At 63.3% G+C, this 24649-nt stretch carries 12 protein-coding genes and 1 tRNA gene; 6 read left to right on the top strand and 7 right to left on the bottom strand.

What is annotated here, in order from left to right; genetic code table 11:
- Positions 1–7: 7 nt before the first annotated feature.
- Both rnc and HAHE_RS16045 read right to left on the bottom strand, forming a co-directional pair.
- Complete coding sequence (gene rnc / locus HAHE_RS16050; RefSeq protein ID WP_338685817.1) at positions 8–739, bottom strand: ribonuclease III; 732 nt, start codon at positions 737–739, stop codon at positions 8–10.
- Positions 740–799: 60 nt separating this feature from the next.
- Positions 800–875 (bottom strand) — tRNA-His (locus tag HAHE_RS16045).
- Between the two features lie 53 nt (positions 876–928).
- Here HAHE_RS16045 and HAHE_RS16040 point away from each other — a divergent pair.
- Positions 929–1279 carry a Smr/MutS family protein gene (locus HAHE_RS16040; RefSeq protein WP_425510993.1) on the top strand — a complete coding sequence of 117 codons (351 nt, stop codon included), beginning with the start codon at positions 929–931 and terminating at the stop codon, positions 1277–1279.
- Here the strand turns inward: HAHE_RS16040 and HAHE_RS16035 are convergent.
- Entirely contained in the window at positions 1247–1774 is a 528-nt protein-coding gene (locus HAHE_RS16035; RefSeq protein WP_338685814.1) for a cob(I)yrinic acid a,c-diamide adenosyltransferase, read from the bottom strand. The two genes, HAHE_RS16040 and HAHE_RS16035, sit on opposite strands and share 33 nt — an antisense overlap.
- 284 nt (positions 1775–2058) lie before the next feature.
- Here HAHE_RS16035 and HAHE_RS16030 point away from each other — a divergent pair, with 284 nt between their 5' ends.
- The 4 genes from HAHE_RS16030 (at position 2059) to hpf (ending at position 4689) form a co-directional block, all read left to right on the top strand.
- Complete coding sequence (locus HAHE_RS16030) at positions 2059–2811, top strand: 7-carboxy-7-deazaguanine synthase QueE (RefSeq protein WP_338685813.1); 753 nt, start codon at positions 2059–2061, stop codon at positions 2809–2811.
- 63 nt (positions 2812–2874) lie between these two features.
- A complete protein-coding gene (locus tag HAHE_RS16025; protein WP_338685811.1) occupies positions 2875–3270 on the top strand; it encodes a hypothetical protein in 396 nt (131 codons plus the stop codon).
- Positions 3271–3319: 49 nt separating this feature from the next.
- Positions 3320–3976 (top strand): HAD-IA family hydrolase, encoded by a 657-nt coding sequence (locus HAHE_RS16020; RefSeq protein ID WP_338685810.1) that lies wholly within the window; start codon positions 3320–3322, stop codon positions 3974–3976.
- A 125-nt stretch (positions 3977–4101) separates the two neighbouring features.
- Positions 4102–4689: a ribosome hibernation-promoting factor, HPF/YfiA family gene (gene hpf, locus HAHE_RS16015; protein WP_338685808.1), complete on the top strand. Its 588-nt coding sequence runs from the start codon at positions 4102–4104 to the stop codon at positions 4687–4689.
- Between the two features lie 224 nt (positions 4690–4913).
- On the opposite strand, the gene HAHE_RS16010 is transcribed toward hpf, so the two are convergent.
- From HAHE_RS16010 to HAHE_RS15995, 4 genes are all read right to left on the bottom strand, one after another.
- On the bottom strand, positions 4914–7922 hold the full coding sequence (locus HAHE_RS16010; RefSeq protein ID WP_338685807.1) for a UvrD-helicase domain-containing protein: 3009 nt from the start codon (positions 7920–7922) through the stop codon (positions 4914–4916).
- Positions 7919–10600: a PD-(D/E)XK nuclease family protein gene (locus HAHE_RS16005; protein WP_338685806.1), complete on the bottom strand. Its 2682-nt coding sequence runs from the start codon at positions 10598–10600 to the stop codon at positions 7919–7921. Before HAHE_RS16005 ends, HAHE_RS16010 begins: the two co-directional genes overlap by 4 nt.
- A 94-nt stretch (positions 10601–10694) precedes the next feature.
- Positions 10695–11549: a sialate O-acetylesterase gene (locus HAHE_RS16000; protein WP_338685805.1), complete on the bottom strand. Its 855-nt coding sequence runs from the start codon at positions 11547–11549 to the stop codon at positions 10695–10697.
- Positions 11550–11598: 49 nt separating this feature from the next.
- Positions 11599–18477, bottom strand: a complete 6879-nt coding sequence (locus HAHE_RS15995) for a beta strand repeat-containing protein (protein WP_338685803.1) — start codon at positions 18475–18477, stop codon at positions 11599–11601.
- 256 nt (positions 18478–18733) lie between these two features.
- On the opposite strand from HAHE_RS15995, the gene HAHE_RS15990 reads away from it, so the two are divergent.
- Complete coding sequence (locus HAHE_RS15990) at positions 18734–24556, top strand: fibronectin type III domain-containing protein (protein ID WP_338685801.1); 5823 nt, start codon at positions 18734–18736, stop codon at positions 24554–24556.
- The last annotated feature ends 93 nt before the right edge of the window (positions 24557–24649 follow it).

Here is a 24649-nt window from a genome sequence, read left to right as displayed (position 1 = left end):
GCTTCGCTCAGGATGCTTCTTCCGGAGATTCCGTCTGCTCGGACTTGGCCGCGGACGGATCCTCCCAAACCCGCGTCCTCAGCGCCTCGAGCGCGGCACGGGCCTCGGCTTCCTTCTTGCTCTTGCCGCGTCCGACGGCGAGTACGAGGTCGCACCATGACACCTGGGCGAGGAACACCTTGCGGTGGTCCGGCCCGGTTTCACTAAGGATCTCGTAGACCGGAGGCTCCGGCTGGATCGCCTGCAGCGACTCTTGCAGTTCGCCCTTCGGATTGCGCTCTTCCGGGCTTCCGGCGAGTGCCTCGATTTCCTTCTGGAAGAGACGCAACACCAACTCGCGGCACGGCTCGTAGCCCGAGTCCAAATAGACCGCGCCAATCAGCGCCTCGAAGGCGTCGGCCAGCGTCGACACACGACGCCGACCACCTGTGGCCTCCTCGCCTTTTCCGAGAAGCACGTAGCTTCCGAGATCGATCGTCAGCGCGAAGCGCGCGAGTGCCCGACGGGATACCAGCCGCGAGCGCAGCTTGGTGAGTTTCCCCTCGGGAAAGTCGGGGAACATCTTGAAGAGGTCTTCGGTCAGGATCAGCTGCAAGACCGCGTCACCGAGGAATTCCAGCCGCTGGTTGTCGAAGTGCGGGCGCTGGGACTCATACGCCAGACTCGGGTGGGTCATCGCCTCGGCAAGGAGAAGCGAATTGCGAAACTTGTAATCGAGTCGGCTCTCGAGACTTTCCATGACTTTGTCGGGACTTCCGCCCCTTCCGCCCGAAAGCCCGATGCTTTCCGATGGAAAAGGTGGGGTGACCGACGGGACTCGAACCCGCGACAACCGGAATCACAATCCGGGGCTCTACCAACTGAGCTACGGCCACCGTTACCGGAGGGCGGATGACTAAGGTGGCCCCGGAGCTTTGGAAAGCGAAAAATGGTATCTTTCCCCGCGGAATTGCGGGAATTTCCCGGTGTGGACGAAGAACCCCACCAAGTGCCGATCACGCCCGAACTCGACCTTCACACCTTCCGGCCGTCGGAAATCGGTGAGCTGATCCCGGAGTATCTGGCGGAATGCCGTCGCGAGGGCATCCGGTCGGTCCGGGTGATCCACGGCAAGGGCACGGGGACCCTCCGCGAAGGGGTGCACGCCCTGCTACGGCGGATGCCCGAGGTCGAGTCCTTCCAGTTTCCCGCCGGTGAAGGATCCGGCGGCTGGGGCGCGACCTGGGTCTACCTCAAAGCCCGGTCTTCAGCCGTCCAACCGGGCGAGAATCCACAGTAAATCCGAGAGCCGGTTGAAGTAGAGCCGCACCGATTCCGGCAGCGGTCCTTCGCTTTCGTGGAGCTCCCAAACCCGCCGCTCGGCCCGACGCGCCACCGACCGCGCCACATCCAAGCCGGCCCTCGCCACCGAATGCTCGACTCCGGGACGGGCCCATCCTTCGAACCGCACGCCACGGCTCTCGTATTCCTTCGCCCGTTGCTCCAGCCATGCCACGTCGGCATCGGTCACCTTGGCAAACCCCTTTTCTTCGTAGAGCGCTTCATCTTCGGGCAGACACGCGAGTTGCCCCATCAGGCCGACCAGCTTCCCCTGCACCGCGTCGACGACTTCCTCCAGCCCCGGCGCCAGTCCAGCGGCACGAGCCAAACCGAGGGCCGAATTCAATTCGTCCACCGCCCCGAGCGCCTCGACCCGCAGCCCGGTTTTCGGTGCACGCTTTCCGAACAGCAGGTCGGTCTCCCCCGAATCTCCCCGTCCCGTGATGATGCTCATGCCCCGAGCTTCAGCCCGAAGTTCCAAGTTCCAAGTTCCAAGTTCCAACAAAGGACCGCGCGACCCCAGTCGCGCCCCGGAGCCTAAGCCCATGGATCACCCGAATAGCCGATACCTACAAACCGACCACCGGCCACTGACCCCTCATCACCGGTTACAACCCGCCCCACGGATCTCCCCGCCAATGCTCCGGGGCGCGGTCGGAGCCGCGCGGTCCGCCTACAGCACCCGAAACTCCATCCTTGGCGACCTCGGCGTCTTGGCGGTTCATTGGCCTCGCCCCGATGAAGCTCGCGAAACTCAACGACGGCCCCGAGATTTTCCACACCCTCCAAGGCGAGGGCGTGTCGGCTGGCCTGCCCGCGACATTCATCCGCGCCTCCCGCTGCAACCTTCACTGCCGCTGGTGCGACACCGATTACACTTGGAACTTTGAAGGAACTCCTTGGAAGCACGACTTCGACACCCGTCCGGGCTACGCCAAGCACCGCAAGGAGGACGTCACGATCGAGATCTCCCCTGAAGCGATCGCCGACGTCGTCCGTCCGCTCCCGCCCCGACGCGTCGTTCTGACCGGCGGCGAACCGCTCTTGCAGGAAAGTGGCTGGCTGGAACTCATCGGTCTGCTCCGCGACGGCTCCGAAGCATGGGCGTTCGAAGTCGAGACCAACGGCACCCGGATCCCGTCCGATGCCTTCGCGGAAGCGGTCGACCAGTTCAACGTTTCCCCGAAACTCGCCAATTCCGGCATGGATCCCTCGCTCCGGCTCGTCCCCGGAGCCCTTGAATATTTCGCCGCCAGCCCCAAGGCGTGGTTCAAGTTCGTCGCCGCCAGCCCCGACGATCTGCGGGAAATCGACGAACTCGCCGAGCGCTTCCGGATCCGGCCCGAGCGGATCTTGCTGATGCCCGAGGGCCGGACCGGCGCCGAGCTCGACCGCCACGCCGCCGAACTCGCCGAGGCCTGCGTCGCCCGCGGGTGGAGGTTCTCGGACCGTCTCCACGTCCGGCTGTGGGGCGACCGCCGGGGCGTGTGATTTCCGGAAATCGCGCAACTTTTCCTTCGCAAGCCGGTTCAAACCGACAGAATCCTGTCAGCCATGAAGCGCGATCTCTCCAACGAGCCCCTTGAGAAGGACCCCATTTGGGACCTTCTGCGCCAATCGCCACGCCACGAAGCCGGTCCCCGGTTCGCGGATGATGTCGTGCGCGCCGCCCGTCTTTCGGGCACCGAGGATTCGTGGTGGAAGCGCCTCTGGGTGCCGCTCACCGTCGGCGGACTGGCAACCGCTGCTACCGCCGCCATCGCTATCTTTGTCGTTTCGCAGCAATCCGGCACCACGCCGACCCAGCCGGATATCGTCGAGCTTCCGGCAGAAGCGGCCGACAGCTTCGCGGCTCTGGACGAAATGGTCCGCACCGAGGCCCTCCTTGTCGCCGCCGAGCATCCCTCGGAATTCAGCGACGCCGAGTTGGTCAGCCTGATCACCTACTGATCTGCTCTCCGGGGTCGACCCGATCCGAGCCGGCGGCCAAGGTCCGCCCGTGCAGCCCTCCCTGATTTTCGACCTCGACGGCACCCTCGTCGACTCGCTTCCCGGCATCGCCGAATCACTGAACCGCGCCCTCGCCGAAGCCGACCTGCCGTCGCACCCCCACCCGGCGGTCCGCGACTTCATTGGCAACGGATCCTATCAGCTCGCCCGACGGGCAGTGCCCGAAGACGCACCCGACAGCCTCGCGCTGACCGTCGAGATGGACTTCAAGCGGCACTACGCGACCGGCTGGAAGAACGGCACGCTCCTCTACCCCGGTATTCCCGAACTGATTGAAGAGCTCGCGGCTCGGGATTTCCGCATGGCGGTGCTGTCCAACAAGCCCGACGCATTCACTCGCGAGATCGTCCGTCACTTCTTTCCTTCCGACCCCTTCGACCTCGTCGTCGGGCAGCGCGACGGATCCGCCCGCAAGCCGGACCCTGCCGCGGTGGTGCCGCTGTTTGAAACATGGCGGATCGGACCGGAAGGCGTGAGATTCATTGGTGATTCAACCGTTGACCGCGCCACCGCCGAGGCCGCGGGAATCCCGTTCATCGGCGTTGCCTGGGGCTACCATGACCCCTCGGATCTGGGCGATCGCGTGGCCCGGAATGCTCCGGAATTGGGACGCTGGCTCATGACAAACGCCACGGACCATGAGTGAGCAAACGATGCCGCATTTTTTCCAAGATCGGCATGGCACACCCGGCTTCTTTGCTCCACTGTGCTAGGTGGTCAATCCGGTTAGACCCGGATGGCCGAAACACCCAACCTAATAGGAGAAACAAGATGCAAACAGAAAACGTGAACCTGCCCATTACGGTGACGGTCCGTCACGAGTCCGTGACCGACTCCTTGCGCGAATACGCCCAGAAAAAGATCGAAGGTCTGCACCTCGATTACCCGCGCATCATCGAAGCCAAGGCCATTCTCGATGTTCAGAAGAACCGGCACATCGCCGAAATCCTACTCTTCTGTGCCAACCACATCGTCATCGAGGCCCACACCGAAGGACAGGACATGTATGCCGCCATCGACGAGACGATCGACAAGATCGCCCGCCGCATGCGCAAGCAGAAGACCCGGCTGCTCAAGAAGCGCCGCCCGCATCGCAACGAGTCGATCCGCTACATCGACGAAAGTTACTACGACGAGAGCGCTCTCGATCACCCGGAAGAGTCGGAACACGATCCGGAGCCGTTCATCGTGCACCGCGAGAACTACCGCCTTCGGACGATGTACAAGGAAGACGCGGTCATGGAGCTCGAGCTCACCGACCGGCCGTTCATCCTCTACAAGAGCGCCCGCCGCGACTGCCTTGTGATCCTCTGGCGCCGCAAGGATGGCGAGTACGCCGCCATGGACGTCAATCACTGAAGTCCGTGACTTTTCCCAAGGCCGGTTCCCGATCCGGGAGCCGGCCTTTTTTGTGCTCTAGCCTCCCTTATCGAACCCGCCCGGTGATTTGAAGATTCACCGCCAAGACGCCAAGAGCGCAAAGAAAAGCCATTCACAGACGCTGTGTTGTCTTGGCGTCCTTGGCGACTTGGCGGTTCCATCCGGTGCTAGCAAAGAGTCCCCGGCGTTATCCAGCAGCCCCATCAAACCCCGACCCACTTCCGCAGTTTCGTGCTGAGCAGGAGGCATTCGATTTCGGCATCCGGATAGATCATCGCCAGTGCCTTGCGATAGGCTTCCATCTGGCCCTGATACCGCTCCCGCAATTCCTCGGGAGACTCCACGGCATCCGTCTTGAAGTCGATCACCTCGAGCTTCCTGCGACCATCGAGGACATGGAGGCGGTCGATGATCCCGCTCATCCATTTGCCATCGAGCAGACACTCGACCGGCTGCTCGACGAACCGCTCGATCGTCCGGCCGGCCCTTTCGAATTTCGCCCGGATCTCCGGGACCTCCAGTAGTTCTCCCACCAACCTGCCGGCATCGCTGTCGGGAAGACTCGCAGTCGATTCATCCAGCCAGCCCACTTCTTCAAAGACCCGGTGAACCTCGCTCCCGAACCTCCGGCCACCGGATGAACCCGACGCTCCAGATGTCTCCGCCTTCTCGCCGCTGGGAGTCGAGCGTTCCCGCATCGGAATACCTCCCACCAAAGCAGGCATCTCCGGCTTCTCCCCATCGGAGTCTCTCGATTTGACCGTCCTCCACCAATCGCCATCTCCGGACTGCCACACGACGCCCGCCGCATCCCCTCCCACCGCACGCATCATCCAGTTCGCCGGCGAAGCGAAGTCATCAGCTTCCTTCCGGCTCTTCGGCGGTGCGGGCAGGAGGACATAAAGCCCGCGCTTGGCCCGGGTCAGCGCGACATAGAGGACACACATCGCTTCATAGCACTGCTCTTCTCCCCAACGCCTTTCGGCATCCCGCAACGCCGGAAACTGCTCCCGCACCCACCCGGCCGGATTCTGCAACAACCATCCGTCACCGGAGGCCACGTCGAACTTTCCGGCATCCGGCACCTGCTTGTCCTCGATCTCGGGCAGGATCACGACGTCAAAGCCGAGCCCCTTCGACTTGTGGACGGTCATCACCTGCACCGCTGCCGTTCCCGGGCTCTGAGGAATCTCGAGGTCCGTAATCCACCGCAACGCCTCCCGCGCTCCAACACCACCGCCGGCATCGAAGGCCGCCAGCGCGCCGATCACATCTCCCGCGCGCCTGCGACCGAACTCCGACAGGCTCTCCCAGACAGGCTCGATCACCGCCTCGAGCATTCCGGCAAAGCCCAACTCGCCCGCCTCCGCCGTCAGTCCTTCCCACAGCTTCCAGTCGCCCTCTCCAAAACGACCCGCGAGGACCGCTTCGAGCGGCGACATCCGGACGGTCCCTCTCGCGAAATCGTCCGCCGGATCCGCCAGCCATGCGACCAGTTGGGAAAGCGCCACACCCACCGGGTTGTCCACGGTCGGCTTGCGCGATCCTTCCTCGATCACATCGAATCCTTCCGAGCGGAGGAGTTCGGCAACCACTGCCAGCTGGCTGTTGGTCCGGACCAAGACACCGCAACTCAGTTCCTTCTCTCCAACACCGAGTTCCCGCATCAACTCGATCATCCGGACGTAGCGATCTTCCGTCTTCCCTTCGACGACCTCGACCCGGCTCTCGCCCGTCAGCTCCGGCTTCGCCGCCACATGCTCCTCCCAAGGCCAGCGATCGGCCGCAGGCTCACCGAACAGGTCCGAAATTGTCGCGCGGTCACCACACACGCGATTCACCAGATCGAGCACCGCTTTGCAGGAACGCCAAGAGTCGGGCATCGTCTCGACCTCGAGATTCCCCGAATAGTGGTTCTTCACTTCGTCGAAGAGCCGCACTTCTCCCCCGCGCCAGCCGTAGATCGCCTGTTTGACGTCGCCGACAACGAACAGTGTCCCATCCGGATCCGCCGCCGCTTCGTCGAGCAGCGGCGCCATGCCCCGCCACTCGGCCCGGCTGGTGTCCTGGAACTCGTCGAGCAGCCAGTGGTCGTAGCGGGCATCCAGTCGGAAATCCACCGCTTCGCGCCGCAACCGCGCATCCTCGCTGCGCGCCCATTCGCCCATCAGCACCTTGACGTCGTCGAAGCCGAGCATCCCGCGACGACGCAAGCGCCGCTCGCATTCCCGGTCGAAGCGCGCGACCAGTTCGAGCACCGCCCGGGTCCGCTCGACGGCTGCCGCCAACTCGCAGCCGGCCAGCAATTCGAGCATGCCGCGGAACGCATCCTCCGCGGCCGGCCCGGGAGTGAACTCCTTATAGTGCTTCAGCACCATCGGGCCGCCCGCCTGCAGCCACTCGCAGACGCCGTCGAACAGCTTGCCCGCACCAGTGAGCGAACCGCTGCCGATCGTGTGCAGCTCCAGCAGATCGATCAACTTGCCATAGGCGGCATCCTGCCCTTTCCGCGACCACTCGATCGTCGAAACGGTCTTCCTCAGCGACTTGGCGAAGCCGCGCTTCTCCTCCTCCCACCGACCGACGTCCGGAAGCTCTCCGAAAGCCGTCGCCAAGCCCGACCCGCTCCGGTCCGCTCCGGACTTCAGTCGTCCGTGCCATGCATTGAAAAACTTGCCGAGCGGCTCGCTCACGCCGCGCTCCTCACGGCCGACGGTCGCACGTTTGAACGCATGCAGGAATTCCTCCGCCTCGCCGCCTTCCAGCGCGTTGCTGAGGATATCGGAAAGGATGTCCGAGAGGGCGGCATCCAGCTTCGGCCCCTGGACCAGCTCGAACTTCCCGCCGGTGAGACCCAGCTCATACTGGAAACCTCGTACAACACGGGCGAAGAATCCGTCCATCGTGCCGAGCAGGAACCTCGGCAAGGCCCGGACAACCTTCTCCAGCGTTTCCGAAAACTCCACCGGCTCACCGATGTCATCCACGATCCCGGCCGCCTTCTTCGGGTCGAGCGCCGCACCGCCCAGCTTCGACAGCACCGAGTCGGCAAACTCCCCCGCCGCCTTGCGCGTGAATGTGAGGGCAACGATGCGTTCGGGGTCAACACCCCGCCCGCCGACCAGCCCGATCACGCGGTTGCCGAGCTGGTAGGTCTTTCCCGATCCGGCAGAGGCCAGAATGAGCAGGTTCTTGGCGAGGATGTCCTTCATCGCGCCACCTCCTCCACCATGTCGCCCAGCACGCGGCCCGATCCGAGAAGATCGAAGTCGTCATACTCGACCCGCTCCGCCGGAGGCCAGAAAACCCCTTGTTTCACCTTCCCGATCACCCATTCGGCGCAGGCGAGGGCCGAGTCGCGATCGGCATCGCTGAAATCCTCCCAAAGCGAGATGCCGACCTGACCCTCCGACGCGCCGATGACGATGTAGCCCATCGCATCGACGGGTCCGAACTCGACCGAATACAGCGGCACCTGGAGATTCGTCCAGCGGACCGGCTTGCCCTTGGCATTCGTTCCCAGCACGGCTTCGACGCCTTCCAAATGGGGCGGCAGCACCGTCGAGGCCGTCACGCCCACCCGGTGGTCCTTCTCGACGTCCTTGAGTTTGTTGTAGGTCTTGTAATCGACCACCCGCCGCCGGCCGTCCTTGTGGCGATCGATCCGGTCGACCTTGCCGACGAGGACCACGCCATCGACTTCCCGTTCGAACTTCTTCTCAACTGACTCGACCTGCCAGCCGTCGGCCCGCTCGCAGGCTTGGAGACGGGCGAACCACGACAGGCGCTGACGGGCACCTTCCGCCTGAATCCTCACCGCCAGCGGCGGCGAGTCGCCGTGCAACTCCCCGACAACGCGGACCAGTTCGGCATGCAGCCACTCCTCCAGCGCCTCGGACTTCGAGAACTCACGCGCTTCCTCATCCAGTCCCCAGCGTTCGAGAACGATGTGCACCACATTGCCGAAGTCGCGCGCGTTCCACTCCACCCGCTCCGGCTCCCGTCCATACATCGCCACCCCGTGCTTCAGATAGAACCGCAGCGGACAGGCGAGGTAATCGCGCAGCGCGGTCACGCTGAGCCGGGGCCTCATTTCCACCACGGGCACCTTCCATTCCCAATCGCGCTCCCATTTCATCCCGGCATCCGGCGGCTCGACTTCGTCGAAAAGCAACTTCACCCGTCGGGCAAGCTCCTCACCCTTGGCCGAGAGCAGCAGCCGCGAAGGAAGAAGCGCATCACCATCTGCGCTCGACTTCGCCAGCAGCAGGTCGACCCGCCCGGCATCCTGCCGCGACGCCATAAGCGCATACAAAACATAGCTGTCCCGTGCGGCACGGCGTGCATCGGTCGTCAGACCGAGCAACTCGCGCACTCCTTCCGATAGCCAGGCATCGGTCACGGGAGCCGCGGGCACCCGGCCTTCGTTCATCCCGCAAACCACCAGGTGCTCGCCCGGTTCGTGCAGCAGCTCCAGCCAACCCTGAACGTCGGCCACCCGACCATCCGGAGCATCCTTCACACCTTCGGACAAGCCCGCCACCAACAGATCGAGCCAGAAGGCCGCGTCACGGCGGACCTTTGCGATCACCGGTTCCATGTCCGCCAGCCAGTCGTGAACCTCGCGCCACTCCCCCTTGGGATCCACCCGCTCAAGCAACCGGCGCATCGCCTCGCCAAACGGCTGACGGATGAACGCGCCGCGCACCGCACCCAAGCGTTCCATCGTCTCCGAACCCAAGGGTGCCATCGGCTCTTCATCCTCCCGCTGGCGTGCCCGATCCCTCTCTTCGACCCTCGCGACATCCGCCGACGACACCACCAGCCATCGGTCGCGCATTTCGGAAAGCGCTCGGACGCGCTGCATCAGCATCCCTCCGGTCAGAGCACGGGACTCGGGCATGCCAAGCAAGTCGATCGCGGTTGCCACGTCCGGACGACCGAGCCACGCCCGCCACAGGGAAAGCCAGCCACGGACCCGGGACACCGCTCCGCCCGCCGGATTGTGAATCGTCCAACCGCTGCGGCCGAACGCGCGCACCAGCTCCTCGGCGGTTTCGTCGTCTGCCGACCCGAGCGCAAGCTGGTCCGATGGGGTTGCCGCGGATGCGACGAGTGCCACCGCCCGCTCGGCCTGCTGACGCGGATCCGCCGTGAGCCCGACCGAGCCATTCTCCGGCAAATCCATCAGCCGTTCCTTCCACGCTTCCGTTACCGGGCGTCCATAGTCATCGAAACTCTCGCCGTCCGGAGCACCGATCAGGCAGACGAAGTCCGCGCCGTCCAGTCGCCGCACCGCTGCATCCGGCAAGTCCGGCACTCCCGCCATTACCACCCTTCCCTCCACCGTCTCGGTCACCCGGCGCTCCAACGCCTTCGATCGCCCGACCATGCCCCACTCCGAAAGGATCGCATCCTTGAGTCGACAAAGGTCCGCCAGTTCCGACCAGCGATCGCTTTCCAACGACTTCGACAACCGCCTCGCCGCCGAGTCCAAAGTCAGCCCCGCTTCCTGCAACGAACGCTCGAGCGTCATCAACGAGTTCGCCAGCGGCAGCGCCCAGCCGCGCTCCTCATCCTGCCCCGGCGGCATGGGAAAGACGGCCGAATACCTCGACCAATCCGACACGCCCTCCAGCGCCTCCACCGACGCCAGAACCTCGGCCGAGGGCGGGGCCGCCTCCTCGGTCAGAAGCAGGGCACCCGGAGTCACCACACGGGGCGCCAGACACGGCCCCTTCTCCGCCAGCGCCTCACGCAACCGCCGGCCGGCCTGAGCGGTCGGCACCACTACGGTCATCCCGGGCATTTCGCCACGCCGCTCCCAAAGCCAATCCACCACCCGCCCTAACAATGGCTGATCCCAGCCCAGAAACACCCGACGATCCATACCCCCTCTTCATGCCCGCCACTCCCGCGTCGCGAAAGCAAAAGCCATCAAAAGTTCACTCCCCCCGCGGATGTCCCGCCCCCGCGGACAAAATTCACTCCGCTGGACTCGACCTATGCCGCAGCATCGCGTCGGCCATGCGATTGCCGAGGGTGAGTTGGCCTTCGCTGTTGAAGTGCGTGTTGTCCTTGAGGGTCGGCAGGTCGTCGGTCTGCACCAGCTCGATGTTCGGATCCGCCTTGGCGACCGATTCCTGCGCCGCCTGGACGATCGCCGCCTGATCGAAGTTCCACGGTGTCTTCTTTAGCAGGCTCGATGAGATCCGTCCGACCACGATCGGCAAGGCCGGCTTGCCCGTCCGCTCGCGGACATCATCGACCAGCTTCTTCAGATTCGCCTCGTAGGCATTCGCCATCTCGACCGTCTCCGAATCCGACTCGCCCTGCATCCACAACATCCCGCCCACCTCAAAAGCGATACCCGCTTCCTCCAGATCCGCAGCCGCCGCCTCGTAGTTGCGGACGAATGCCCCGTGCATCCCCTTCCCGGGAAGCCACTGGGTGTGGAGCTTGGTTCCACCGGCCGAGGTCTTCATCAGCGCGATGGTCTCGTCGGGAAACTCCTTCGACAGACGGTGCGCGAATGCCATCTCCGGCCCGAACTGGAACTTGCGGGCGATCGCCGTGGTGTCCTCCGTCAGCCTGACCCAGAGCTTCCGCCGGTTGTCCCAGATCATGACGTTGCCAAGCTGCTTCCGGTATTCCTCCGGCAACTCGGTCGCCTTCCCGCAGCCGTCCATGTTCGACTGACCGCCGAGCAGAAACAGACGACACGGCTTACCAGCGATCGGCTTCAGATCCACCGCGGCCGGTGGAGATGACTCGACCGGTTCGGCACTGGCGAATCCGACAACGACGAGGGCGAGCGCGATGGAGGTGATCCGTTTCATGAACTGCGCTGCCTCTACGCCCGTAATGCCCCGGCGCAAAGCCCAAGCTCTACTCACCCCCGCCGTTGCTCCCGTTCTGCGACACGATCACCACGCGGAAGAACTCCCGATCCTGATCCACGGTGAAGCTCCCGGCATACGGATTGCCATCGCCCTCGATGATCACCTCTTCGGTCCAGACCACCAGATCGTTCGAGCTCTGGATGGCATAAACCACCCCCGAGACGGTCTGGAAGGAGAGGTCGAACTGGTCACCCAACCCGTTCAGGCCGAACGTATCGAGAGCCGGAGCACCTCCCGGCAGGACCGCGATCGAATTGAAGTAGCCGTTGTCGGTGTAGTCGGACTCGAACTCGGCGGTCGAGACCGACGACCACACCTCCACCACCTCCGGAGTCCCGGGTGCGGTCAAACGCAGTTCCACCGTCGTCGAATCCGGTGCGGCGAGCGCCGGCAGGGTGATGGTCAGAAGACTGCCTGCCAGGGTGCCCGCAGGAGTGGAGCTGACGAATGTCGCGTTCGCCGGCAGCGAGATCTCAAGCGCTCCGTCGCCGACTGCCGTGCCTCCGGTATTCTCGATCGTGTAGTCGATGACGATCTCCTCGCCCGGTGCAATCGACAGCGGGCTGTCCGCGATGAGGTTCAAGTCAGCGCTGAAGGTGTCGACAACCACCGTGAATCCGAAGTCGTTCCCCACCGCACCGCCGTCACCGTTGGCTTGGTAGGTCAGCTCGATCGCCAGTCCGCTTCCGAGGGCGATGGCGGAACCCTCCGGGAACCCGGTGAAGGTGCCGTTGATCGGGTCGACCCCGTCATTCAGGAGCATCACTACCGAATCGCCCAGCGACAGGTTCGAGACGCTGATGTCGAGATCACCGGAGAGATTCACCGCCCCGGCGACCTCCATCCGGTTGAAGTTGGTTTCGGGCACCAGTCCGTTGGCGAAGAGATCGATGACGGCCGTCGCGTCGAGAGTGAAGTCTCCGCCGACCGACAGCGTTCCGCCCGTATTCGGGAAGAATTCGCTACCGGCAAGAAGATGAAGGTCGCCGCTGATGGATCCGTGGCCTTCGAAGTAAGAGGGCGTCGAAATGCTACCCAGCCACGTACCGTCCATCTGGAAGTAGGCGCTCGGATCAAGTCCGACCGGCCCCGTCAGAGCCGAAGCATCGAAGGTCCCCGGCGTCTCGATGAAAATGTCGTCCGGGTCACCGAAACTGGCATCGCCACCGATGAAGATCGTACCATGATTCACGTAGTAGTCGCCGCCGGCCATCGTGTTCGACCCGGTCAGCCTCAAGGTCACCGGGTCTTCCACGAAGATCTCGATCTCTCCGCTCATCGGCCCGGAGATTTCCATGACACCATCCCCGTAGAGCCCCAGCGAAGTATAAGTCGTATTCGGGTCCGCGCTTTGCGAAAGCCCGCCGGAAAGCAGCGCGTCGATCGCTCCGCCACCGTCCCGGATCTCCATTTTCCGGCTTACGAAGGTGAGACCGTTGTCGAGTTCGATCGGGTTCTGGAATTCCAGTTGGTGGGTCGCGTTCGGGCTACCGAAGATCAGTTTGCCGTAATCATTGCCGCTGACGTTCTTGTAGAGGAACGGCGTTTGTCCCATCACCACCGTGGCGGAGAGCCCGCCGAGATTCACCACACGATCGGCGCCATACGCCGCAAAGCCGCCGCCGACCGCCGTTTCCATCTGCACCTCGCCCGGACTGGTGCCGAGCGGACGGGTCAGATCGCCGCTACCCAGTTCCAGCACGGCGTCGTTGACGATATTCAGATTGCCCGCCGGCAGCGTCGCCGTGCCGCGAAGGGAAAGAATGTGCCCGTTGGCGGTGGCGTCATTGAAGAACCCGGGTGCGAAAGCGGTCGGCCCGCCGAGGAGAAGATCACCCCCCGCACCGCTGGACGTCCCGGAAAGCACCGTGGTTCCCGCACCGAAAAGCCCGACCTGGCCAGCATCCCAAGCCACGTTGCCGGGGACATCGACCGTGGCCGAGGCATCCACCCGGAGGCTGCCGCCGCTTGCTCCGAACACCAGATCCCCCGGTGCCGCGACCGAGCCGAGGGTATGTAGGCAGCCGCCATCGATCGTGATCGCCGCAGTGCCGTCGCCAAGGGCGGTTCCGTCCGGAACTCTCAGGGTTCCGCCGAACACGCTGGTACCTCCGGAGTAGGTATTGCCGGCGGAAAGATCCAGCAGACCGTCGCCATACTTCGCCACGCCGGCCGTGAACGCCCCGTCGTCGATGGTTCCCGTGACGTCGAGGACCGCACAAATCGCCGCATCGATGTTGCCGTTCACCACGTCGAAGCCAACGTCTCGCTCGAGGGTGAATCCACCGCTCAACTCCAGCGTCGAAGGAGCCGGACCCGCGTAGGTGATGATCGTGCTGCCCGATCCGCCGCCGGTGATCGAAAACGACTCGGCGTAGGTGCCGGTGAAGGCGGTCAGGTCGATCCCCGAGTCCAGCGCGCTGGCGCTATCGAAGCTCACCGGCCCCGTGCCGAGCGAACCGGCCGTCGCGGGTCTCACCGAACCTTCGGCAATCACAAGACCGCCGGCGAAGGTGTTGTTCGGGTGGTCGAGAAACAGGGTGCGCGATCCGGTCTTGATGATGCCGCCGTTGATGATCTGCGTTTCGATCGTAGCGTTGGCATTCGGCTCATAGGTTCCGACCGTGGTGGTCGAGACCTCGATCGTGCGCACGGCACCACCGAGATCCAGCGTGCCGTCCGTCGTCGGGGTCGACTTGTCGCCGCTGCCGGTGATCACCACCTCACGGCCATCCGAGAAGGTCGAACTCGTGTTGTTGTTGAGCGAGACATCCCCATTGAGGACCAGCGTTCCCGCGGCGCCGGTACGGATCGCGGTGTAGTTGAAAGTGCCGGTCTGGGTCAGCGAGAGCGATCCCGTCGTCTCGCTGAAACCCGCAAGATCCAGAACCGTGTCGCCGCCGCCATCCATCGTCACCGAAGCGCTGTCGTTGATCTGCGACCCGGCAGTCAGCAACACTTCCGCTCCTTCGATCACGAGTCCGCCGGAGGGCACGGCATCACCCGCGGATTTTCCAAGCTCCACCACACCGGATGTGATCGAGGTCGGCCCCGGATAACTGTTCCCCGCCCCGGTCATCCGGAACGTCCCGCTCCCCGCCTTCACGATCTCCGCTCCCGCGGTCCCGACGATCGGGCCGTCGATGGTCACATCCTGATCCGCTCCGGTGCTATTGTTGACCTGAAAGGTATGCAGGGCGCTGCCGAGATCGACCGTGCCTGTGATGACCGCACCCTCGGGCGGCGGACTGGAGGAGCTGTAGGTCAACCCGGACCCCAACTGCAGGGTGCCGCCAGCGGTATCGATTTGGGCCCCGGCCACCGAAGCCCCGCCACCCAGCACGAGACTCTCGGCGAGGAAGGTGAGACCGTTCAGGTCGAGGGTGCCGTCGCGCACCGTGACGATGTCTCCGAAGCCGCCGACACTCGTCCCGAACCGGAACGTCCCTTCGCCCGTTTTGGTGAGACGGAAGACCCCCGTCCCCGGCCCCTGTGATATCGCTCCGAGCACTTCGGTGTCACCGCTCCCGCTGACCGTAAAGGTTCGGGTGAAGTTCCCTGGATCTCCCAATATCGAATCCACCTGAAGTGCGGCCGGCGCTTCGTTCGTCAGCGAGCTGTTGGAAGTTGCGGTGAACGCTCCCAGCGAAAGCCCGTAGCCGTTGTCGCCGGTGACCGTCAGGTCGCCGACGGTCGTCGTCGCGTCGCCCAGCCGGTGGCGCCCGTTGCTGCCGGAGCCGCCGATCGCGCGGTCGACATGGATCACCGGACCGTTGCCGTTCATCGTCAGCGGGTGCCCGAAGTCGGTGCTCGCGTCGACCAACAGCTCCAACGTTCCCGAGTTCGAGTTCATCAGTAGCGGACCCGAATCACTCAGTGCCTTTGGTCCCTGGATCCGGAGGATGCCGCCCGCCACCTCGGTATCGGCCGCACCCCGACCGCTGCTATCGACCCCCGCGGCGATGGTCATCGTGCCGTCATCGACCTTTTCGAGGGTCCCGGCTCCGGCCAGCGGAACATTGACCGTGAACTCGTTTCCGGCCGTCACGCCGACCCCGGTCGAGGTACCCGTGGCCGTGATCGTCCGGGAGGTTCCGAAGGTGCCGTCCACCCTCAGCACGCCGTCGATGCCGTCCAGCGTCACGCCGTTTGCCGGATTGCCGAGGGCGCCATCCGAGGCAACCGTGAGCACCCCGTCGCTGATCATCACGCTGTCCGCGGCGCCGCTGCCGAAGGTGTTCGCGGCGGAACCGAGGATCACTTCCCCGGCACTGACCTTGACCAGATTTCCGGCTCCGCTGATCACGCCGGACAATGTCGAGGACTGCGAACCGCTGCCATTGTCCAGGTTCAGCGTCTGCTGCAGGTCGACATTGCCGGTCCAAGTCACGTTTCCGCTGGTCGCATCCAGTGTCAGCGTTCCGGTGCTGCCGCTGCGGGCGACGATGTCGTTCGGAATGTTGAGCCCGGCCGCGAATCTGGCGATCGCATTCGAAGTGCCCGAGACATCCCCGATCGTCAGGTCGCCGGAGCCGAGGGCCGAGCCATCATTCACCAGCAGCACGCCCGCCAGCACCTCCGTTCCGCCGCTGTGCGTGCCAGCACCATTCAGCTCAAGCGTTCCATTACCGGTCTTGAGCAAGGTCCGGGGAGAAAGATCTTCGGTGATGCCTCCGATCCGCGCCGTGATGTTGTGGTCGAGGGTCAGATTGCCCGCGAGATCGAGCGCCTGGATCTCGGGAGTGAATCCGTTGGAATTCAGAAGCGACAGCGTGGTGTCACCGGACACCGACAGCAGCGGGAAGATCATCGTTTGCCCGAAGCCGCTGCCGTTGTTGCCGACCAGAAGCGAACTGGTTCCGCTCACGCTCAAACTTGTCGTCGGCACGGTGTCGCCGGTGTTGTTCCGAATTTCCACCGTGCCGCCACCGATCACCAACGCGTTGCTCGCGAGCAGATCGTAGCCGCTCACTTCGAGCGTCCCGCCGTTCACCGTCACCGTGCCGTTCAGAGCCCCGGCCACATTGACGAATACGTCACCACCTTCCATCAGCAGAGGCCCGGTGCCCAGCGCATCGACCGCATTAAGGATCACGTTGCTCCCGGTCACCGTCGTGCCTCCGCCGTAAGTCCCCGAAGCGTTGATCGTGAGATTCAGCGGACTCGTTCCGCCTTCGATGGTCAGCGCGTCTCCGACACTTCCCGTAATTCCGCCGTCCAAGGTCAGAAGGCCGTCGCGACTCGTAATGTCGACCCCTTTCAAGGTGGCATCCCCGGACAAAGCGAGCGGCCCGGAGAGTGCGACGCCGTGCAATTGGTCGCCCACCATTGTCAGCTCGGTGCCGGCGAGAAGCGTTGCCCCGGGCAGTTCGAAGGTCTTGTTGGTGTTGCTGCCCGAAAGCCGGTTGGCATCGAGCGTGAACGTCCCGCCGAGAACGAAGGAGTTACCCAACTGATAGGTTTGGACCGCGTTCGTGCCGGAGCCGTTGGCAAGCAGGGTGAGCCCGCCGTCGGTGATCGAAACGCTCGCGGCACCGAGCGGGTTCTGGGCATCGGTGATTGCGACCGTGCCGGCCGCGCCCAGGGACCCGAAGTCCAGCTCGATCACCCCTCCGCCGGTCGCAACAAAACTCGATCCTGCAGGCAGATCGGTCGTCCCTCCGTTCAGGGTCAGATCCCCGTCACCGGTCTTGACCACCGCCCGGGCCACTCCGCCGCCGATCAACGTGCCGATCTCCAACCGGGCACCTGCCACCAGACTGTCATTCACCGCAAACGTCGGATCTCCCGACAAGGTCACGTCTCCCAGCACGATCGAGGCGGTGCCGCTGATCACGTTTTCGCCCGGATCCACCGTCAGCGTGTTCGTGCCCATCGACAGCGTGCCGAAGGTGTGGGTCGAGCCACTCCCGTTTCCCGAGCGATCGCTGCGCAGGCCGCTGTCAGCGGTCATGATCAGCTGGGCCGCCGGCGAACCGGCACCGAAGTCCGTGGAGGTGTTTAGCCGCGCCGAAAGCGTGCCTCCCGAAAGCGTGACCGACTCCGACGTTTGGTTCCCAAGGGCGGTCGAAGACGCGAGTTCCAACACGCCGCCGGGCAGCACCCACGAACCCGGGAAGTCGCTACCGCCTCCCAAGCGGACCGTCCCGGGACCGGCAATGTCGATCACCGTCGCCGACGACCCGCCCGTCAGATCATTGGTGCCGTTCCCCATGGTGAACACATCCGTCGCCAGCCCGGTCTGCAGCGTCACCGCGGTCGCACCGGCATCGATCGTCGCCTTACCGTTGTTGGTGGCTGCCCCGACGCCGAAAATCGTCGCACCATCCATCAAGGTCAGGTTCCGGCTGCTCGCGATCCCGTCGGCGATTTCCAGCACCGTTCCCGAATTTACGGTCGTCACCGAACCCGAGCCCCCAAGGGCATTGTTCGAGGCCACCACCAGCGTTCCGGCACTGATCGTGTTGCCGACGGCATTGGTGTTGTTCACCTCGAGCACGAGCCGGCCGTCACCCAGCTTGGTCAGGCCGTCGGTGATGTTCAGAGAGCAGGAAATGGTCGCCGTCTTGCCGGCGGCCACCGTGATGCTGTTTCCCGACGCCAAAGCCACCGTCCCGCCATCGAGCAGATAGTCGTCATCGAAGCTCAGGCTGAGGGCGTTCTCCGTGGAGTTCGTCGTGATCGTGCCGCCGAGTCCCAGCGGAAACACCACGTCATCGGCTGAGCTTGGCTCGACATCGCCATCCCAGTTCGTCGGCTCCGACCAGCTGCCGTCGAGCGACGAGTTGTCCCAAGTGACCGCTCCGGAAAATGAGGTCGTGAGCAGGAGAAAGACACCGGTGCCGAGGGGGGGAAAAGCTTTCATGGAAGCCTTCCATTTAGGCGCTGGGGCGAAAACCGTGAAGCCCATTCGGGTCATTTTTCCGCCATCGAGACCGGATTGAGACTTTCTCTCCGATTCCTTAGTCAGTGGGCGGTGCCATCGTCCGGCCTGAATCCAACGAAAGACGCCAACCAATCAGCATTCCCCCGATTTTCCCATTGATCGGCGCCAAGGCCCATCCACGTTCCTGCCCGTTCCTCACCCAACCGCCGGAATGAGGCGGTTTCCCTATCAGCTGATGCTCCGTCCCTTATCATCCATCGTCTTCGCGTGTTGCCTCGCTTTCCTGAACGGCCAGTCCGTGGCTTCGGATTTCGTTGAGCTGGATAACCGGGTGTTCGTCCGTCACAGCACCGGAATCGCGGAATTCGTCGGGACCGGATCGGGCTTCGATCGAACGATTCGCTCCCCGGCCGCGGAGCGGTTTGCTACCGACGGCATCCAGATTTTCAGGCTGAACGGTGACACCGTAACGAGTTCCACCGTTGGTGGCTCGGCAACTCCGCTGTGGATCGATCCCGCGGGTGCGAGTGATATCTTCCTCTTTGGACGTGAGCTGTTCGTCATCCGGAACGGAAGTCCGATCCTGCGGCTCGACCGGTTCAGCGGGGCCAACCTTGGAACGATCGATGGCATCGCCGACGGTTCCGCCTATATCTGGAAAAGGTCCGAGCGCTCGAATCGTTTGATCGGAATCCGCAGTACCGGGAGCGGGATTGAACTCATCTCGCTTCAGGCAGGCGATTCTCCGCAGATCCTCTCGCTCGCCACCACGAGCTTCCAACGTGGCGTCAGCGGTTCTCTGTGGTTGCAACCCGACCCCGGAGGAACGCGGGCGTGGCTGCCAGATGGCAGCCTACGACTCCTTGATGATGGATCCGTGGTCGCGGATCTGGGTTCAACCATTGCGGCTGCGGCCCATCTCACCGCCGGAAGCAGCATCGTGGCCCAAGGGCTCAGACTGCGCCATTATGATCATGATGGCACCCTGCTCGCGACCTACAACACAACCCGCTCGAGCTCGCACGTCAGCTTTCAGAGGAATGCGGTTCTCGCGATCGGGGGAAATGCCCAAGGTCAGAGGCGGGCGATCAACGAGGCTCCCTTCGCAACCCGGCCCGTCATTCTGCCTCCCCATGTCGGGAGGCCCGAATCCCTGCTCGGCTACCAGATGCTCAAGGACGGCCGCGTGCTCATCGGCAATGCGAGCAGGGAATGGGCGCACCTGTTCGATCTCGACTCGGGACTCTTCGGTGACCCCTTTCCGATCCCTCGCGCCGGGAATGTCGATGCCCAACCCGGTCTCGCCCGGGTCGCCTGGTCCTCCCACGTGACCGCTTCCAATCCTGTCTTTGCCGACTTCACCGCCTTCCCCGCATGGGAAGGTTCCCCCTTGGGCGGCGGGCCATCGAGTTCCACCGATCAACGACTCGTCACCGACCGGGACCTGATCCTCCGAAGAAGGGAGTCGGGCTCGACAACCAACGTCGCATTCAACTTCGCCACGGGCTCCCAGGGCGGAACTGTCCCGAGCGAATTGATGGGGGCTTCTCCCGCCGTTTGGGATGAGACATCTTCCTCCGTGGTCTACAACGACTCCGAATCTCGAGTGCGGCGCTACCAATACCTCGGGAACAATCTTGTCGCCGTCGCCACCGACGAACCCGAGAACGGAGCCGCGGTTACCTCGTCATTTTCGGCAGCGTCCGACGGCGGTCACTTTCTTGCCATGGACGACTGCATCCAGATCACGGAGGTGTTTCGGGAGCGATTCGATCTGGAAACCGAGGTTCTCGATGCGACTTGGATCGGCTCGCTCCTTTTCACGATCCGCCCCGGGCTTCCTGGCACCGCTTTCATCGAGCGGCGGGAACTCGGCCACCTGATGCCCTCCACCCGAATCGAGCTGCCTCTGGAACCGATCGCCATCCGGAATCATCAAGGAGAAGTCGTCGCCATTGGCAGGGACACGACGGGGAACCTTCACTTCACCCGGTTGCTGGAGGATCTGACTCCGGTGGAGGAATCCCCCCGCCCCGCTGCGACACCGACCGGCATCGCCGTCGATGCGCTAACGGATAAAGTGGTCCGACTCAGGTGGACCCCACCTTCGACCGCGTTCTCCGAAGCCCTACTGACCGAGTGGCGTGCCCTCGGGAGTTCCGCATGGCAAACGGGGGGTATCGCACCGCCTGAAGCGACCACATCCACGGTCCTCGGTTTGTCTGCCGGAACTTCTTACGAAGTCAGGGTTCGTTCCATCTGTGAGTATCATGAATCCGTCAGCGATCCGGTTACCTTCACGACACTCGGCAGCAGTTCAGACTACACCAGCGAGGCGTTGTATCCGAGGATCCGCCTCGACGAGTCGGGAGCGGTGGTCATTCGGTGGGACGATCTGTTCAACGCCGAGTCCGGCTATCGCCTCGATATCGAGCGAACCGATGGCGGCTCAAGCGAGCAGGTCTTGCTTCCTGAGAATTCCGAGGAGTTCGTCCATACCGCCGCCGACCCGGCGTTCAGCTACGACTACACGCTCCGTGTTCTCCGGATCGGGGCGCCCGTGGCCGCCTCACCTCCGGTGCGGTTCTCACCCGGCGGTCTGGCGGACACCGGTCGACAGATCCGCACCAAGGTCGGCGCTGGATCACTGGGCCTGCACCAGCTCTCGATCATCAATCCACCCGAACCGGACTGGGACTATCTTTTCATCGAGCGATCCGACGACGACGGTGTGACTTGGCAGCGCCTGCGTGAACTTGATGCGGGCGCACGGGCCTTTGTCGACTACTCGGCGCCAGCCGGAATAAGAGTCCTGTACCGAGTCAATCTGGGCACGCCTGCAGGCGAGATCATAGGCCAGACGAACTACGCGCACGGAACACGCTTCGACAGTAAAGAGGCATCGGACTGGTACGCCCGCCATGACGACGTCATCTATCTTCTGCGACACGATACCGGAGAAGTCGACCGCTACGACCTCATCCTTGAGTCCTGGTTGCCTCCGATACAAACCGGCCTCTACCACCTGACCCGCCGTATCGATGTTTCGGATGCCGGAATCTTCGTAGCGACAAACAAGAACGTCTTCCGACTGACTCCCGGCGGGCCCAAGCCTTTCGAGGGCATTGCCTCGAACACACGGGACTACATCACCGCCACACCCTTCTTCTGGGCGCAAGGTGACTGGATCCATGTCGTCGTCCCACCGGAGTTGGTGAGCCGAAAAATCCCAACGGGCGAAACGTCTCTCCAGTGGTTGACTATGGCGTGCGCCACACCGGATGTCGAAACCGGCTTGCTCTACGCCTTCTCCGGCGACGATATCTCATCCTACAGGGAGGAACCGGAAGGAACGTTCACTACGGTTCAGGTTGAGCGAACTCCGATTCAGAATCTTGGCGCTGAGATTCGGCACTGGAGAAATGCCGGCATGCTGTTGAGCGGAGAGGGGCCGGTGTTCGGCCAGACCAACTTCGAGCTGCCTATTGGCGGTCTCGCGCCTTGGTTCGATGGAGGCCTTGTAGTGGATGAGCGGTTCCTGGTCAGGGACGAGTCACAAATCCGGATCATTGACACCCAACTGGACGTGGTGGCGTCCACACCCGTCAGTCCCCGGGAACACGTCGTCTCGGCCTCGAAAGGCAAAGTTCACGTTGTTGGTCGCAGCCTCGAACGGGATCCATTTTGGACGGTCCGTGAAGTCAGCGCCTCCGCCATCGATTGCTTCCCCTTCAGGCCTTCGGGCTTCCCGGTTGCCGTCGGAACGCCTCGACTCGGCCATTTCGAACCCGACGGAACCTTCTGGGCGGTCCATGCCGAGCAGGGACTGATAGCCCGCCACTCCAGTCCCGATTCCGTCCCTGAAGTCATTGATCTCGGCGGAGTCGTGCTGGACGCCCTCGTGACTCCGGACGGAGCCTATCTGTGCACACTCTTGGCGGGCCCGGGAATCGAGCGCCGCATCCGAATCGATCCGATCGGCGATGGCCTCGAACCAGCGTTCGAGTTCCCTGTAGCTCCGGGCGGTGAAGGCTTGGCGGTCGAACCCGGGCGCCTCATCGTGATCACCCCATCAGGAACGCAGGCCTATGGTTTCGACGGTGTGTCCCTCGGACCAACTGTCCAGCCCGGACTGAGAACAGGCACCTTCGACCCGGAAACCGGGATTCCGATCCAACTCGGCTTCGGAGGCAATGATTCGTCCGGATGGACCCTTTCGATCGGTTCGAACTTCGTGGAAGAACTGGGCCGACACTCGCCTCTGACGCGACCGCTGGTCATTCCGGACCCGGAATCACCTTGGATCTTCTCGTGGCCGGGTGGTGCCCGTTCCGTTGATGCCCCATCCTCGGCAGCCCACATCTCCTGCATCAACCCGGTCGCGGGATGCTGGCTGGACGAGACCCTTGTGCTGATCGACAGGATCAGCAGCCGCGAGTCGTGGCTCCTTTGCTTTGACCCCTCCACCGGTGCCGAACTCCGCCGTCGTAGGATACCCGAGAAATCTCACGCGGTGAGTTCTTTGCCGGACGGAACACTGCAGTTGGCCCAAAGGGAGATCCCCGGCTACCACTCCCCGCTTGGATTCGATGCCGCGCTGGGACTTATCGATCTCGGCTTGCAACGCCCCCCTGGCCCGCGCTGGCGTGAGGAGCACCTTGTGGCTGTCGAGGGAGGTTCACTTGAAATCTACCCTCTGGTCGTGGGTGATGGCCCGGAATCGTTCGCGTGGAAGCACGACGGCCTCGTGTTGCCGGACCAAACCGGTCCTGTTCTCCGATTGAGCGATCTCTCCGTATTCGACAACGGCAAGTATAGCCTCACGGTTACGAGTGGCGGAACATCCCGCTCCGGCGGGGATTACCGGGTCGAAGTCCGACCAACGTCTGACATCTCATCGCGTGTCGGGAATCTCCTCACCGTGTCCGAAGACCAATTGGTCGAGTTTGATTCATCCGGGGTACTGGCTCAGCACTCGACACTTCCGGTTACGTTGGAGAGCGAGGCATCGGTGACCATGGACGCCCTCGGCCGAATCCACCTCAGTCACACGGATCCGATCCTCCTTCGCCCGATTGTCGACTCATTCGATCCGCAGACCGACTCTTGGACGAGGCGAATTCTTCCCCAATCAACCCGAGATCACTCACTCACGGGATCCCACGCCGCAGGCGAACAGCTTCGCTGTCAGGACCTGCGGTGGAACCTCGCGAACGGATTACTCACTCGCACGGACTCCTCCGTGATCCGTTCTTTCGGGCCGGACGTGGCGACGGACCGCCGGCTGGAAACCTTTGATGGCATCCCGATTACGGTATATCCGGTCGAACCCAATCTTTTGTCCAATGGCTGGTGGGCGAAGAGCCTCTACCTCTCGAGCACCGGTCGGAGCGGAGGCGTCTTCACCGACATCCGTACCGGCAGGGTATCTTTCAAGGAAAGCCCTCACGAGTCGCGCAATCCCGGATTGCCTACCGGCCCGAATCAGATCCTCTTCCCGTCGGTCGAGGGAGTCCTTGAATTCGACACCACCACCAACATCTGGACCGAGCTCCCGTTCCCTACGGCTCATCGGCTGCACCGGATCGGTGGGGACTACACGTCGACGCTCCCCGACCACAGCTACAGCCAAGCTACCGCCTACTACCTTGGCCGCTCGGTATTCAATCTTCAGGACAAATACGATCGGTCATGGTTCCAGCTACAGAATCTCAGCTACCCGGTATTCGTACTCCCCGATGAAGCCCATCCGGACGGGGGCACTTTTTGGGATCACGGCACGAGCCCCTACTCCCTGCCCGGAGATAACCCGCCACTGACACCCTATCGAGAGGGCAACATTTTACGATTCCAGTTCATCGCCCCGGCGGACTCCAACGGGAACCCGGCGAGCGATTTCCAGTTCTCATCGGATCTCTCATCTTGGGCCACCCGATTACCGCCAAATGTAAGCGTCTCCTACGAATGGCCTTACTGGCAGATCCGAATGCGAACCGACAGCCCCGGGATTCCACAGACCTTTTTCCGCATCTCACACCCGGAATCACCCTTTGACTAGCGATGCCTGAAGCCACCCCTCCCGCACGCTCTGGGCAATCAGGCGTCTTGCGCCTTGTTCCCGAGGAATCGGTTTGGCAGCCTTAACCACGTC

Origin of the sequence: Haloferula helveola, from assembly GCF_037076345.1 — a bacterium.
Taxonomy (GTDB): Bacteria; Verrucomicrobiota; Verrucomicrobiia; order Verrucomicrobiales; family Akkermansiaceae; genus Haloferula; species Haloferula helveola.
The sequence above is the reverse complement of the archived record's forward strand: the minus strand, read 5'-3'. Positions and strand labels throughout refer to the sequence as shown.